The following is a 16,250-nucleotide window of genomic DNA, read 5'->3' on the forward strand; positions in this document are numbered from 1 at the left end:
GGACACACACCCAAAGAAACTGACGAAGTATCAACGTAGTCATTAAGGTGTGTTTCCGACTGAAATAGGATTTTTGGAGGTAGGGTGCTCTCGGACAACAAAATCGACGTTCATGGAAACAACAGCCATAAGCGGGGAAACTCCCCGCTTCACTAAAACCAAATCGATCAAGACCGGCAGCAGATTACCAGTACGCCTGCTTGTTCAACGCAGACACACAGTACGACTCACCCGGAATTGCAGTAATTTCTGCACCGCTTAACGTCTGGCACAACCAACCATGCGGATATGAAAGAACCAAAGGTGCTTTTGCTACCTCTTCTGATATCTGTTGGAAGCCAACACGCGAGTAGTAATCGGGATCGCCATAGGTGAACGCCAACTCTACGCCTTCTTCCTTGAGCGCCTCCAATCCGAATTGAATCAGTTTCTGGCCGATGCCCTGTTTCTGATAATCGGTATGGACGGCAACCGGAGAAAGCAAAAATGCAGACGGGCCGTTTTCAAAGGTCAATGTGGTAAATAGAATACTGCCGATAATCTTGTTTTCTTCCATTGCCACAAATCCGCGCAGGTCTTTGCTGTTAGTGGTAGTCAGCAGTTCATTAGCCAACTCGCCGATTACCGCGCCTTCCGCTTCCCCTTCTGAGTCAGAAAAAGTTTTGGTAAACAGCGCTTTGATCTCTTCATTTTGGTCAGGATGGTACGTTTTCAGTTTCATTGATTTTGTCTTTTTCGTTTTAAGTCAGATTTTCTTCAGCACGAACACCTGGTAGCCAAAATCTCCAAGATGCTTGTGATAAACATTCAGTTCAGTTTCTAAATCGGAAATAGCCGTTGATTGCGTCACTTCCGGTTTAAGTGCTTCCACTTTTTCTTCCAGTGGCGTGTAGTAGGCATCCCATGCATCGTGGCTCAGAGAAAAATGCTCTACGACCTCGTAGCCGGCGGAATTTGCTTGTTTCAGCCGTTTGTCAACCGACGTCATATCCGGGTATTCCCGTTGGAAGAACGCTTTGGCCTCTTCATTCGGTTTTTCAGACAGCCAAACCATATCGCTGAGAACCAAAACGCCACCTTTGGAGAGTAGCTTGCACCAGCTTTCGAACGCATTGGCGATCCCCATGATGTAAGCACAACCCTCGGCCCAGACAACATCGAAGCTGTCAGCTTCAAATGGCAGATCCGTCATGCAGGCATTGACAGGTTTGATACGCTCACCAAAGCCCAATTTCGACGCCTTTTGCGAGAGCCTGTCCAGCGCCGGTTGCTCCGTATCAACGGCGGTAATATCAGCTTCGGTATGTTCGGCCAATACACTGGTTGCAATACCATTACCGCACCCAATTTCCAGAATACGTTTTGGCTTGAAAGGAATGGCTTCCAATGCCCTCAGTGTTTCGTCTTCAGAACCCGGCCCCCAGCGTTCCAGTCCATTGAACACCCGCATAAAGTCGGCCATATACTGTTCGTGCGTATTCATGTCTTTTGACAACCATTTCAAATGCAAAGCCTGCTTTTCGTCAAAGCCTTGCCGAATCAACCATTCCAGGTGCGCGTCCGGGGCAACTTTATCAAGTGATTCGTGCCAGTCTCTCAGCCCGGACTCACCTAACAATGCAGCCAATAGCTCTCGTGCCTGCTGTTTTCTGGCAATCTCTTCATCCAACTGTCCTAACCTGTTAAGAAGCAGCGAACGGTCTACTTTGGCATCCAGACAGGCCAGGCATTCTTTGAGCGTTAACCCACCGGCCTGAAGCTGTTGAATCAACTTCACACGCTGAACGTCTCGCTCGCTATAAGCCCGGTACCCGTTACCCTGCCTTTGCCCTTCAATAAGGCCCAGTTTTTCGTAATACAGCAGAGCCGTCCGGGACAACCCGACACGATCTGCCAATTCAGAAATTCGGTACATAGTTTTCCTTTGTGGCTGATTCAGCCAATGAGATGCGCACTCTAAACTATAAAGCAATAGACAGGTCAACAGATAAAAACAAAAAAAAGAGAGCCTCGCGGGCTCTCTCCAGAATCAAGTTCTATGGAAACTTATTATCTGACAGTAATGCTATTTATCGTCAGAGGGTTTCGGGTTGGCTTCGGCAGGTTAAGTGCTTTAACGCGATTTAAACCCTCAGCAGTAATGCCACCCTCATAGTGCGGCACCGGATCCCCCGGATATACGTAGGCTTTCGTGCCAGGGTTCCATGCCTGGAAGAACTCAGACAAGTCAGTCTGGGAAGCGTAGGATGCACACAGCATCAACATATCACTTTTACCCAACCCGGTTGCCCGGCACTGGTTATCTCCCTTAAGTGTGAACTGACCGTCGTTATCATTACGACTAAGTCGGTGCATCAACTTAAACAGGTTCCAGCCTTTCACGCCTTCAACGTCAGAGTAGTAAGCCGGGATATCGTTCGTATACCAATGTCCGATATCAAACTCAGTTTCCGCCCACTCTTTCAGCTGGGCGAACATGACCAGACGTTCCCCCGCCCCGCCAGCACCCCAGGCATGACCCGCTTCAGCTTTGACGAATTCCGGTGCAATACGGATATCCTGCTCAACACGGGACATCTTGCCGTGGTGAAGATCCTGCATATAGAGCGCCAACAGGTTGTTCACCACTTCCGTCGCGCCGTCAACATTGAACGGTGCCTCGGCGGCATTGTGGCCTACCTCATGCCACAACAGCCAACTGTTCAGCGGATTGGTATTGAGCTGGTTACTCTGTGCATTGAAGCTTGCATTCATTACCGGGTAACCGGAGTGGGCTGCACCAATACTGATTACCACATCGTTAACAAAGTGATGTCTGCTGTTTGGGTTAGTTGAGCCGGTAGCCTTACGGTTTGCACCACCGTCAACACCTTCGTCACGGGCATAGAAATCATTCAAATCAGAAGAAAACTGGTCTAGATCTTTTGCAAATTTGAAGATGCCACCTTTGTACCCTTCTGCTCTCAGGTTCGCTTTCGGCGCAGTAAAGACAAAGGTTTTTGAAACCACTTCCCCTATTGGCGCAGGGGCGTTAAGGTCGTTTTTCCATTCGCCGTTGATATACAACGGTGCATCCAATGTATCACTGAACGTCAGTTGGACATTATCGCTGTTACCACCCTGCGCATAGACGAGGCCGCCATAAGGTACGGTAAACGTTTCTGTACTTGGACTACCGCCCCCAATCACAAATGACTTGCTCATTCGCGGTGGACGCTGCAAGCCCAGTTCATGTTTTTCACGTCCAGTCAGGTCATCAGCCAGCGCAACGGTAATGGTAACCGGGCTCTGTTCACCGGATACCGATACGGTAAACGGCACATGTGCCTGTGCCCATTGCCCTGTTGGCTGGCGGTTACTTGCAAACCATGCGGTTGTTTTGTTGCTCATATCCAATGTAACTGTACCGCCACCGGCACCGGATGTTGGTTCACCTGGGAACTGGCGGATATCAACCTTGATATCCAAATCCCAGAACGAACGCCCCAGCATCAGGCGGGTCAGCGGTTTTTCCATATAGTTCAGAGGATAGTTTGGGTTCATCACCCCGGCATCTGTGAACTTATCATTACGATAAACCATATTCAGAGAAGCCAATTGATCCTTCAGTTCCTCTGAGCAATAAGTATTCCCTCCTGCCTGGTCGTTGGTATAGCAGTTCAGGAACTGGGTAAATCGCTTAAAGCCCAGTTCATCATCTGCTCCGGCTTCATAGCGGTAGTCCAGATCGTTCCAAAGCCACACGGTCATATTCTGGTAAATACGGTTCAGGTCAACGCTGTTCAAGCGCTCGCCCTGCTTGCCTTTGGTACGGAAGTAACGTTCGTGCTGGTAAAGGGCTTCGATATTTGTGCCCAGGTTTGCCGCAGCCACCATGGATTTCGCCTCGGCTTCACCAAGCTTCAACTCAGTGTAAGCAGGTACGAACATGCCACCGGTAACTGGAATGCCGTTACCCGGACGGTATTCAAGGCAATTCACTTCATAGTGGAAGTCCGGTTTGGTGCAGAGCCCATAGGCACGCCCCCCTTGTGAATTAACAAACGCATCAAGAATCCGAGCCTTTTCTTTCTCCAGAGATTTTACATCCAGAACCGGTTTACCTTCGCCATCTTCCAGAATATTTCCTCTATCGTCCTTTATTGCGAATTGGGCTTCGTCAATAAAGGCCACATGTGTAACCGGGTTGCCGTCCTTGTCCGTCACCGGATTGCCATCTGCATCCTTTTCAATCCATTTGGCCATTTCCAGCTTTGGCTGGTCATCCGGCTTGTCTTCCAGAATATACTTCCAGTCAACTGTGCCGTCTTCGTTAATGATGTAAGGTAAAGACGGCTTTTCTCCTTCCCCACCATCAACGGCCGAATAACGTTCCAATACCCAGATTCCGTACTGGCGCTGGTTACGCACCCGGTCAGGGTATCCACCGGAAGGGCCGTTACCGTTAGCAACGACCGAGCCGCCCATACCGAACGCGATACCCGCGCTGTCCAAGAGTCGCGTCATTTCACCGGCGTCAGCCTGCTCCATGATGCTCTCCATCACCAATACGCTCCCCCCCTTTTCAACGTAGGAGATAAGATCCGTAACATCTTGCTGTGACAGTTTAGGATGCTCGGCGTTCGCTCGCATTGGGTAGTCATAAGGGCCGTTCAGGCCTACATTTCCTCGATACTCAAAGCCGTTTACGATTGCCAATGGGGTACTCGCAGGATCCAGGCCTGAAAAATTAGAAAGTTGTTGAGTATCACTCGCAAAACCCTTATCCAGCACATAGTCGGCTGAGCTTCCCATTACCTGGCCATGCCGCTTGAAATAGACCTTAGGAATGTTGGTAGCGACAGAAATCGTACCCGGCTCTTTATTGGTCAGGTAACGGATAACGTTTTTGAAAAAGTTACCCATATCAGCACTGTCATTTCCCTGACCACAGACACTGGAATTGCTGTCAACCCAGCCGTTCCAGCTGTAACCGTTAGGACAGACAAGCACGCTGTTGTAACGGGCATTGCCCATTACCATCACCTTGCCTTTACCGAGTTCTCCTACGCTGATAAACGGCAGGTTAAAGGTTGCGGTGTCACCGCCTACGTTGTCCGGAACAACTTTCGAAGGTGCTTCAGTAATATAAGCGTTGCCGTTTTTATCCCAGGCTTTTGGCTTACCGAAATCAATCCAGTAGTTTTTGTCATTGCGCGCCATCATGACAGGGAAAGCAGTATTAGCAATATTTACAGCAGCCTGCCCACGGGCACTACCGGTACTGCCATAGAAGTTTGTGCTGTCATGGAAGATATGGAAGCGTTCAACCGGCTCCCACCCGGCCTCAGATGTTGCACCCCACAGACGCTTTACATCAGCCTGGATCCGGCTGGATTCGGGATCAATCGCAGAAACCTCTCGTGGCATTACAAAGGCAAACTGAACTTCATTTGATGTGCCGATAGCCTGATCAATTTCGGCAGCCAAACCCTGATTAAATTGAGCAGTAAATTCACCAGGGACAACCTGCGTTTGGCCACCACCGGTTTCAAGCAAGGTATTTTCGCTCGACAATGAAAGAGAAATGGCTTCGTTGACCACGTTTGGGTATTGGGCAAAAATCTGCGTCGCTTTTTCTTTCAGGCTCAACGTCGTTCCGTTATCAATTGAGTAGCGCAGAACGAGCTTCTCGGCATTCATCCCTTCATTGCCTGCACCGAGATCTGTCAGTTTGAATTCATTCTTGTTGCCACGCACTTCGCCCAGCTCAAAGGTTTCAATACCAAAACTTACAACATCCCCCCACGAAAACTCGAAGGTACCGTCATCTGCAGGTTGCCCGTCCTTAAAGCCTGTCACACCACGGCTGTTCTTACTGAAATAGGCAATACCGTTAACCGGGCGGCCCTGGCTGTCTACCAGCTTTCCGGTAGCTAAAATCACCTCTGTGGGTTTGTACTCAAGCGCAGATTCAGCGTTGGCGGAAACAAAACTCTGGTTAAGATCGCTTGACGCACCTGGGGTTACCGCAGGTTCGATGTCTGGCACATGGGTAGTAGGTACTTTGTCAGCCTGATTATCATTACTGACCTTTTCAGTGATCAGCACCTTGAAATCATCAGGCTTCATATCAAGGCTTGACGTTAAGTAGTTTTCAAAAGTCAGCTCATCCCGGGTGTTGGCAAATTCTAACTCAACCGTTTTTCCCTGAATGACACCCATATTTTTAATCAGAGTTTGTACGTTCTCTGCTTTATTGGGTGAGTTTTTATACTCTTCGGCATTTTTAATTAACAACGTTTCTATATTAACGGCACGTTTAATATTGGAATCAGCCTCAAACGGAGCATTAAAAGTTGCGATATTCATTCCATTAATTGAGCATGAAACGTCGCCTTTTTGTTCAACATTAAATTGGTTAGCCGGTTCACCATTACAGATTACTGAAGCACCAAAATTAATATGTCCGTCTAAAGAAAGAGCCGCAGGAATGATTGGGTCAGGGACACCGATATCCGGGAGCTCTCCCTCGCCGGCATTGGGATCAGAAACGTCTGGATTTGTTGGAATTGAAGGGTCCAAAGGCAGCGTTGGAGAGTCATCGTTACAGCCGGCCAGGAGCCCGGCAATAACCAAAGCGATAAGTTTTATTTTCATAGTTATCCAGAAGGCTAAAATCCGAAGTTATTAATACAGCGGATTAAAAGTGATTACATTAAACCTTTCTGAATTTACTTGCAGATGACTACAAGTCAATCTAAATATCTAGATGATAAGCAACAAAATCCTTTCTAATATCTTTGCAGGTTGAATTTTACGACTAAATTATTCATGTGAGTTATTTTGCCATTTTATTGGCGCCATTAAATGGATATCCGAGATTAAAAATTAATCAAATATAATTAATTTTCTTGGATTCTGTGGTACTCAATCGTCAAATACACAAAATATGTTGAAATCAACTCAACCTCCAGCAACTCAGGATTAGCCATACCGTCCCTATGAATCAGTTATCCCCTAAGCTCCCCCTAATCTGTTTCATTGTTAGACAAAACAGCAAGTGGCACACCGGGCCACCTGCCGTAACCAACCTTCCGAATTTTTGGGTCAGCCTCCACGCACTATATTCCTTCAGTGATTGCGCGCAACCATCCCCTCCTTTGCATCAATTTTTGCGCTGACACTTCAACATCTGGAAACCCTTCGGAATTGGCGTAGAGAATGATTACCATACTGCCCTTATTTTAAATCCGCTGTTCGGTCTCAACATCGAAGAAATGCAATCTTTCCAGACTCGGGAGTACGCTCACTGAACCTTCCGTTTTTTGGCTGTTGTGAGTACGGAGCATCAACGTTTGGCCAGATCTGAGACGCATCAAAATATTGCACTCTGCACCAAGATATTCGACGTAATCGAACGAACCACTAAAACCTTGCTGACTCTCGGTATCAACAATCTTCAAATCCTCAGGGCGAATACCAAGACAGACTTTTCGACCATGGTATTCGGCCAGTTTGGGGTATGAAGATAATGGTATTTCAAGGGAAAAGTCGGGCTTTGAATGGATAATGGCTTTATTGGTATTAATCTCAACATTCACTTCAATGAAGTTTATAACAGGTGACCCTATAAAACCTGCCACAAATTTATTCGTTGGATTTTCGTACAAGTCTTTAGGGCTGCCAATTTGTTGAACCACTCCTTGGTCCAAAACAACCACTTTGTTTCCCATGGTCATGGCTTCAACCTGATCATGCGTCACATACAAAATGGTGGCATTCACCTCTTTGTGAAGCGCTGAGATCTCCTGCCTCATTTTACTGCGCAGTTTTGCATCAAGGTTGGATAATGGTTCATCGAATAAAAAAAGCTTGGGTCGGCGGACGATAGCACGACCCAAAGCAACTCGCTGTCGTTGACCTCCAGATAATTGCCCTGGTTTCGACTGCAAGAAATTGGTGAGATTAAGCATGGCAGCAATATTGCGGACGGTTTCATCAATTTCCGCTTTATGCATTTTTCTTATGCGCAATGACAAAGCCATGTTCTCGTATACCGTCATATGCGGATACAGTGCATAGCTTTGGAATACCATCGCTATGTCTCGATCTTTTGGTAACTCATCATTGACCCGGCGTTGATCGATAATTAAATCGCCATCAGTAATTTTTTCAAGACCGGCAACCATGCGTAACAACGTTGATTTCCCACAACCAGAGGGGCCAAGGAGAATAACGAATTCACCTTTTTCAATATCCACCGTAGCATTCTTAATCGCTTCGTAGTTATTTTGTTTATACGTTTTCCGAAGATTTTTGAGCTGAACGTAACTCATAATGACCCCTCTTCCTGAGAGTTAACTATTTCCTGACAAATTTGTGTAAGTAAAAGCGCGCCATACCCCGTCGCCCCTTTTTCATAAATGCGTCGGTGAGGCATCTTTGTGGACATCGCAGCGGTATCCAAGTGAATCCACTTCTGCCCGTTTTGAACAAAATGATTTAAGAAAGTTGCTGCGACACAGGGGCTGCCATGCGGATCCTCACTGCCATGCTGCAGATCGGCATAGTCACTTTCCAAAGCCGTTTCAAACCAACCGCCAATTGGCATTGGCCACACAGGTTCACCGCAGGCTTCCCCGGCAATTCTCGCTAACTCCTTAAAACCTTCATCTGTACCCATTAGCGCGGAATAGCCCTTTCCTAAAGCGATACCGGCTCCGCCTGTCAATGTCGCCATATCAATCAAATAATCCGGTTGATACGTTTGCTGCGCATAGTGAAGCACATCCGCAAGCACCATTCGCCCTTCCGCATCCGTTGAAATAATCTCGACACTTTTACCGGAAAGCATGGTGACAACATCTCCTGGACGCAACGCATTACCCGACGGCATATTCTCTACCAAACCACACAAACCAATTACGCGAGCGGGCATGTGAGACTCAGAAATGGCATGTATTGCCCCGACGACAGCGGCTGCACCTCCCATATCAAATTTCATCGTGCTCATGGATTTTGCGTTTTTGATGCTTATCCCGCCGGAATCAAACGTGACACCTTTTCCTACAATAACGATGGTTTTCTGCGCGCCGTCAGGATGGTAATCCAGTACTAAAAGATGCCCTTCACGCTTGCTACCCTGCGATACACCCACTAATCCACCAAATCCCAATTCCCTGAGTCGGTCTTCTGCCACGCTGTGAATTTTCACGTTCAACAAATCCATTCCTTTAACAGCAGAAATGAATGTCTCCGGATAAATCACATTTGCCGGTTTGTTCATTAATTCGCGTGAATAGGCTTGAGCGCGTGCCAATGCTATGCCTCGACAGTGCGCCTTTTTTAGTGCCAAATTGTCGGTTGTGATTTCAACCTTTTTTATTGTTGGATTCAGTTTCCAGCTAGGTGAATGATGATAATTGTATCCGGCTAACGAGAAACCAAAACCTAGCCATTGAATCCATGTCTGAGTCGGAAATAACGCCAACACAGAATCATCTATTATCAGTTCGAGATTTTTAAATGGATGTTTATTCGCAATCTCATACGCAATATCCTGTATATCTGATACTGAATATGAAGACTTTCGAAAACAAACACCGCTCTCCCCTTCAATCTTTTTTAATTCTGAAACATCTGAAGCGCCCAACTTCAGGTGAACAGACACCTCAGATTGCAATGATAAACAATCCGACTTATAACTAATTGAAAACATTATTATCCCTTAACCGCGCCTTCGGTAAGGCTTTCCATCATACGTTTAGAAAAAATTAAGAAAGCAATAAGCAGTGGTAACATCGCAAGAAAACTTCCGGTCATCACCAGGTTCCACGGTGTGGATGTTGCGCCATTGAGAGAACGCAAAACCAAAGTAATGATCTGCTTATCCGGTGACTGCAACGCGATAAGTGGCAACATGAAGTTGTTCCATGCTGCTACAACAACCATTATTGCAACCGTCATCAGCGGGGAGCGCATCATTGGCAATCCAATCCGGAAGAAGATCTGTAGCTCATTGAGGCCATCGACCCGCGCACTGTCAAACACTTCCTTTGGCATCGTTGAAGCGACAAATTGCCGAATTAAAAACACGCCAAATATATTGACCCCGGCAGGCAACCAAACTGCTGCCAGAGTATTTATAAGGTTTAGCTGCTTAATGATCAGGAAGTATGGAACTAAATTGACTACTGCCGGGACCATCATGGTCAGTAACAGCGTTGTAAAAATAACATTCTTCCCTTTGAAATTATAGATAGCAAAAGCGTAGCCGGCTGCAGCGGAAGCAAATACCGCATTCAACGTAGAAAGTGTCGTTACAACAAGGGTGTTAAACATCGCTTTGTTGAATGGGACTTCCTTGGCTAAATTTTCATAGTTGTCAAAAAACTGGTCTCCAAAGCTCAATGACATTCCCATTATTGATGAAATATCTTGTGTCGCAAGCAATGCAGACCAAAAAAATGGAAATATTGATATTAGAGCCAGTAAAGACACGAATATATATATAATGAATTTTGCTATATCAAATTTATTTTTTACCTCCGTTTCTATCTGGCTGGAATCTGAGTAAGCGGAAACCGGTATAAGATTCTTCATTCACTCACTCCTTTTATACCTTTCTTACCGAAGCAGAGGAAAAACAAAGCACTAAATATAGAAATAATAATGAACAGTATCCATGCGATAGCCGATGCTGTACCCATGTCACTCCAATCCCACCCCATTTTGTAGAGGTAGAGTGAAACAGTCATCCCTGAATTAGCAACACCACCGCTGCCATGAGTCAGCATCATTGGTTCTTCGAATATTTGCATATTGCCGATAATTGTCATGAGAGTAGCGAAGAAAATGTATGGAACCAGAAGCGGTAAGGTAATAAACCGGAATTTCTGCCATTTATTCGCCCCATCGAGGTCAATAGCCTCATAGAGTTCTTTAGACACCGCCGCCATACCCGTCATGTAGATAACCATGTTGATGCCGGTATATTTCCAGGTAACCTGATTTGCAATGGTGAGTCTTATCCAATCAGAATCGAAAAAATCCACCGGTAAGGCATCTAAAAACTGGGGTAAATGAAGCATATGACCCAGTGACTCGAAGCCCACATTCACGATACCGAATGGAGAAAACACATTGAACACAACAAGGCTCACCGCTACGCTTGAGGTGATATACGGAAGAAAAATTGCCGCCTTAAAAAATTCAGAACCGAACCTAATTACATGCAACAAAAAGTAAGCCAGGGCAATGGCTAAAACATGCTGACAAATTCCGGATATGAGAGATATTTTAATTGTATTCCAAAGGGATAACCAAAAAATGTCATCAGTTAACGCATAATAATAATTTTCCCATCCAACAAATTGCATGGAAGATAAGCCACGAACTGGGTTCCATGTATTAAACGATAAAAAAGCAGAAAATATAACCGGAAAAACATTAAATGTCAGATACAAAACCAAAAAGGGCGCCAGCAATATGTATGCAACCCTGTGATCGTGTAACATCCTTGAAAACCAACTCATAAAGGTTATCCGTGATTAGAGTAAGGTGAATAATAAGGTCACCTCATTATTCACCCTGATAGATTTATAACGTACGCATTCTACGCGAAAGTAGTTTATTAGCATCTTCCAAAGTCGAATCTATATCCGCATCTTGAGCGATGATCTTCAAAATAGCGTCACTAAGTATATCGTTCGCAATATTGTCAACTGCTGATGATGCATATGGTTTAATATTTTTCACAATTTCGGTGTAATATTTCATCGACAATTGACCACCCAATATTTCACTTGGCGTATCAAAGAACGCATTACTGTATATTTCAGTTCTAGCTGGTAGCGTTCCCGCAATTTTCGCGATATCAAGGACGTTTTTATCGTCCATCATAAATTGAACAAACTTCCACGCTTCAGGTTTGTGCTTACCCTGTTCAGGAATGGCAAAAACAGTACCTCCTGCATTCACATTGGTTCCGTTCGGAATGCCCGCTACGCGCCACAGTCCTTCTTTTGCGCCATCTGGGTCGTACTCCTGTACAATTCGACCTTCAATCCACGGGCCGTCAATATCCCCGAAGAGTTTGCCTTGTCTGAACAGTTTGATGAACTTCTGGTCTCTAGATGAACCATCAAGCGCTGCAACCAATTCTCTGTCATACAAAGATTTGACCAGTTTTATCAGGGTTTTAATTTCATCAGAGTTGAGATTCGGCTTGCCATCTTTCAAATAAACAGGCTCACCAGGTTCATTATTGGTCCCCATAACAAGCGGGTTAATCAAACTCGTTGCTGCAGGCAATATATATGCGCCTGTTTTATCTTTTAATTTTTGTGCAAATGCGACGAATGAGTTCCAATCTTTCGTTACTTCTTCAATATTCGCATCTACGGCTTCAACCAGGTCTTTACGGTATACCATGACAACTGGGCCCGTATCATACGGAACACCGAAAATATCACCATTATTGTCCTTGGATAAGGTGATCATTGATTCATCAAATTTCCAGCCAGTTTCAGTAATTGAATAGGGTTTATTGGATAAATTTGCGAGTCCACCAGCATTGGCGTATGACCCTAATTTAATTGTACTGATTGTTGTTACATCTGCCGCCCCCTCACCTACAGCTAAGGCGGTAGAAAGCTTGTCATGGCAATCTCTAAACCCACAGCTAACCACATTGATATCAATATCAGGGTTTTCTTTCTCGAAATTGCTGACCATTTTTTCAACATAGTCTTTTGGCAGGTAATGAGAGAAAATAATCTCAGTTTTCGCATATGCAACATGACTCGCCAGTGTCGCAGCAAGAACGGTTATCGGTACTAGCACTCTATTCATAATCATTCAATCTTCCTTAATCATGTTGATTTAGACAAATCACTGCACTTTATTTGCATATGAAAACAAGGTAAACACAAAAAGTGAAACCGATTTCAGTTTTTATTTATGCTGCTCTAAACACAAATTAATTTTGCTATTTATGACTAGCGGATCACTAATTCACACACGAATGGCAACATTTTAGTAACAGGACTCACATAAATAGCTTTTCATTTTTTTAGCCTTTCATTTAACCTGAGTGGAGGTATTAAAGTGTATTTGACGAAGATTAATTAGATATTCTTCAACGATTTATCTATTACCACGTAGTATGATTAGCTTATCAGAGTGCAATTTGGTGCACTGGATATGAATACAGGTTTGTTTTTGAAAGAAAGATGATAACTTGACTGAGCATTCGCAATACAAAAGTAACATTGCGTATTGCTCTATCAGTACGAATTAAACCTACTAATTCAATTGGGATATATTGAGAGCAAGGGATGAAAGCAGCACAAACCAAAAATGAACTACCCACTCTTGACGATGTAGCAAAACTCGCCGGTGTTTCAAAAGCAGTCGCTTCTCGTGCGTTGTCTGGGAAAAATCGTCCAGTTTCCAAGATTAAAAAGCAAAAAGTGATTGAGGCCGCGAATGCCCTTGGCTATGTTGCTAACCCTTTTGCTAAGAGCCTGACAAATCAAGAAACCGGCCTGATTGCCGTTGTGGTAAACCACATTACAGATCTTAGTGATTTGACGCTTTTTGATAATTTGCTTCAGGCCATTCAGTCTCAGGGAAAACAAACGCTTTTTGTTCGACTGAATTCAAAAGAAGACATTGAGGGCATGAGGCATAACTCGTTCATCCATAGAGTCGACGCGGCATTAGTTTTTTCAGACCTTATCGAACCGGAAGTTGCCACTACCCTATTCTTGACCCAAAACATCGTGATGCTAAACGGCAAAAGCAGCGCTAATGGCATGTCTATTGTGGTCGATGAGAGTATGGCGATCAAAACGGCGGTTACTCGCGCCAAGCAGCTAGGATTGAAGCAATGCTTCCTCGTAGGAGGAAGGCAGTCTTCCCCCAACGAAGCCCATCGTATTAAGCACTATGAGCATTTTGCAGAAGACGCCAACATAAAGGTCAAGGGGGCTGTGTTCTGTGACTATTCATACACTAAAGCCAGTGAATTCTTTAGGTCAAAATCTTTCTATGCATTCAGCGACACTGCCATTTTTTGCACCTCAGATTCGATGGCAATGGCAGCACTGGACTTTTTTAAAAGTAACGGAGCAGACCAACTTCAACATATCTTCGGCTTTGACAATACCATTTTCTCACGTACTGACAGCTACCGTTTCTCAACCATTGGCTACGACAAAAACAAATTTATCGAGAGCATTCTAGAGCTCATTTCAGAAGATTCTTCAACAGATAAAAGACGCATTATTGAAGCCGAGTTTTTCCCGGTTTCTTAGTCTGTAAAACTCACGCATCTAGAAGACAAAAATGCCGGACGAACCGGCATTTTTTCAAAGGATATCAACCCGTCTGTTTTCGCTTCTTCCCAACTTGGTTTTGTTGGTTGATATAGGTTGTTTTTCTCCGAAGGAAACTGCCTGGAGCTTGGATTCATCAACCCCACTTTCAATCAGATAGAGGATAACAGACTCAGCACGTCGCTCACCCAAACTATGGTTGTATAAATCTGTACCTTTGGAGTCAGTATGACCCTCAATGGTCCAAACTCGATCCTCCCTGTTCAGACGCTCAACAATCATGGTCATAGCTGCTTGATCATCTTCCTGGAGGGTAAACTCATCAAACTCAAAGTTGATTCTCGCCAGGATGTTTTCATCATCAAGAAAGACAATGTTCTGGCCCGTAATGTATGATGGACAGGGAACGACCTGCCCCTTTTCAGCAAAACGAGTTACGTCAATACCCTCGGATACACCTGAAGGGCTCACTTCCATTGCCACATTATTACGCAACAGTTTCACTGAACGGGATTCTCCAATTTCAACAGTGTAAAGAACATCATCGGCCAGTTGGATACAAACCGGTGCAGCAAAAGCATATGAGCTAAAAACACTCGTCATGATGACGATAACCTTGAGCATGTTCATATTGCCTCCTTAGGCCGGGTCTTTATATCCACTATGTAAATGGCCTATTTCTTCCACAATCAGTTCCAGAATTTGATTGTAGATTTCATCGTAGTTTTCAGCTTTAAATACGTTATCCTTACCAACACATGTCTTTAATCCTTGGTGTGCATTCATATCGTAGTCAAAGCCAATAACAGCCATTTTAAATTCAACACCTTTTGCATTGAGATGATCTCGTATTGGTTGACATATCCCAACATTTGTATTTACACCATAGATGAGTTCAGAATCATCTTTGTACCAATCTTCACCATCAGTAAGTATTACCATGAGTTTCCGAACATTTGGTGATGATTGATTTAGCATTCTTGATGCTGAAATAATGCCCTCATATGAAGATGTACCACCGTCAGGACTAAATTTTTTTATTTCACTTTTAATGAAAGAGAAATCATCTCGAAAGTCAATATTATTGAACTTGGCATCTCCGCCATAGCTCATTTTTTGTTTATTCTCAGTGAAAATATTATCTATTGTTTTGTTAACATCAGGAATATTATCGTGCTTTTCACATTCATCATCCTCTTGCTCCACACATATCTCTTTATATATTGTATGTTCATAGTATCTATTTCTATTTTTTTTATCTTTTGCTCTTATATAAAAGTTATATCCAACAAATGCAGCTCTATTTTTTTCATCGCTCGAAAGTGCATTATATTTTCCGAGTTCATCAAGAATTTTATTAACTACTTTTCTGACACCTTTGTACTTCTCATTTCCATTCCAATCGTTCTTCATCGATCCAGAATAATCCGCCACAAACACAATATCCAACGCCCGTTGTTGGTACCTACGAGCCATCGCATCGGTATTCATCGTTACATGTTCATCGAATCCCAGCATATGTTCAGATCCAGGGAACCAACTCGTATGTTGTGTCCGGACATCAACTTCATACTGTATAAATCTCATTCCACTCCGATCATAAACTCCAGGTGTACCACACTGATTCTCTGCATCCTCACATGAAACTTTCTTTATCGATACAGCCTCTATATTCGTAATATCTTGATTTAAGTAGTTTAGATAATCCCTTACCAGTTTCTTATTTCTATTGATATCTACAGCATCATCTGATTGCTCTTTATTTGCCGCAACTGCAAGTACCGCAGACTCCAGAGAATCTGATAATTTTGCCTTGTCCTGCAAGTACCTTGATCCTTCCACCCCAAGGGTAAATAAACCCCATATGCAGGGAATGATAAGTACGGTAAAAATCGCAGCGACACCTTTCTGTTGATGCAAGCTTTTCAT

Annotated in this window: 11 protein-coding genes; 1 reads left to right on the forward strand and 10 read right to left on the reverse strand. The window is 44.3% G+C overall.

Features of this window, described 5'->3' with window-relative positions; genetic code table 11:
• Window positions 1-184: 184 nt before the first annotated feature.
• The 8 genes from NF212_RS09760 to NF212_RS09795 form a co-directional block, all read right to left on the reverse strand.
• Window positions 185-721, reverse strand: a complete 537-nt coding sequence (locus NF212_RS09760; RefSeq protein ID WP_434355071.1) for a GNAT family N-acetyltransferase — start codon at window positions 719-721, stop codon at window positions 185-187.
• Window positions 722-745: 24 nt separating this feature from the next.
• Window positions 746-1,915, reverse strand: coding sequence for a MerR family transcriptional regulator (locus NF212_RS09765; RefSeq protein ID WP_434355074.1), 1,170 nt, complete (start codon window positions 1,913-1,915; stop codon window positions 746-748).
• Window positions 1,916-2,049: 134 nt separating this feature from the next.
• Complete coding sequence (locus NF212_RS09770) at window positions 2,050-6,639, reverse strand: SslE/AcfD family lipoprotein zinc metalloprotease (RefSeq protein WP_434355076.1); 4,590 nt, start codon at window positions 6,637-6,639, stop codon at window positions 2,050-2,052.
• 587 nt (window positions 6,640-7,226) lie between these two features.
• The gene (locus NF212_RS09775) at window positions 7,227-8,318 is read right to left on the reverse strand and encodes an ABC transporter ATP-binding protein (RefSeq protein ID WP_434355078.1); all 1,092 of its coding nucleotides are present in this window, start codon (window positions 8,316-8,318) and stop codon (window positions 7,227-7,229) included.
• Window positions 8,315-9,700: a M17 family metallopeptidase gene (locus NF212_RS09780; RefSeq protein WP_434355080.1), complete on the reverse strand. Its 1,386-nt coding sequence runs from the start codon at window positions 9,698-9,700 to the stop codon at window positions 8,315-8,317. Before NF212_RS09780 ends, NF212_RS09775 begins: the two co-directional genes overlap by 4 nt.
• A 2-nt stretch (window positions 9,701-9,702) precedes the next feature.
• Window positions 9,703-10,584, reverse strand: a complete 882-nt coding sequence (locus NF212_RS09785) for a carbohydrate ABC transporter permease (RefSeq protein WP_434355082.1) — start codon at window positions 10,582-10,584, stop codon at window positions 9,703-9,705.
• Entirely contained in the window at window positions 10,581-11,516 is a 936-nt protein-coding gene (locus NF212_RS09790) for a carbohydrate ABC transporter permease (protein WP_434355084.1), read from the reverse strand. The genes NF212_RS09785 and NF212_RS09790 overlap by 4 nt, the downstream gene beginning before the upstream one ends.
• A gap of 64 nt (window positions 11,517-11,580) precedes the next feature.
• The gene (locus NF212_RS09795; protein ID WP_434355086.1) at window positions 11,581-12,840 is read right to left on the reverse strand and encodes an ABC transporter substrate-binding protein; all 1,260 of its coding nucleotides are present in this window, start codon (window positions 12,838-12,840) and stop codon (window positions 11,581-11,583) included.
• A 479-nt stretch (window positions 12,841-13,319) separates the two neighbouring features.
• Between NF212_RS09795 and NF212_RS09800 the strand changes: the two genes are divergently transcribed.
• The gene (locus NF212_RS09800; protein WP_434355088.1) at window positions 13,320-14,300 is read left to right on the forward strand and encodes a LacI family DNA-binding transcriptional regulator; all 981 of its coding nucleotides are present in this window, start codon (window positions 13,320-13,322) and stop codon (window positions 14,298-14,300) included.
• 54 nt (window positions 14,301-14,354) lie between these two features.
• Here the strand turns inward: NF212_RS09800 and NF212_RS09805 are convergent, their stop codons facing one another.
• Together NF212_RS09805 and NF212_RS09810 are read right to left on the reverse strand one after the other, a co-directional pair.
• The gene (locus tag NF212_RS09805) at window positions 14,355-14,951 is read right to left on the reverse strand and encodes an OmpA family protein (RefSeq protein WP_434355090.1); all 597 of its coding nucleotides are present in this window, start codon (window positions 14,949-14,951) and stop codon (window positions 14,355-14,357) included.
• A gap of 9 nt (window positions 14,952-14,960) precedes the next feature.
• Window positions 14,961-16,250, reverse strand: coding sequence for a pilus assembly protein TadG-related protein (locus NF212_RS09810; RefSeq protein ID WP_434355092.1), 1,290 nt, complete (start codon window positions 16,248-16,250; stop codon window positions 14,961-14,963).

The sequence above is a fragment of the Parasalinivibrio latis genome (assembly GCF_036825535.1).
In the GTDB taxonomy this organism is placed as follows: Bacteria; Pseudomonadota; Gammaproteobacteria; order Enterobacterales; family Vibrionaceae; genus Parasalinivibrio; species Parasalinivibrio latis.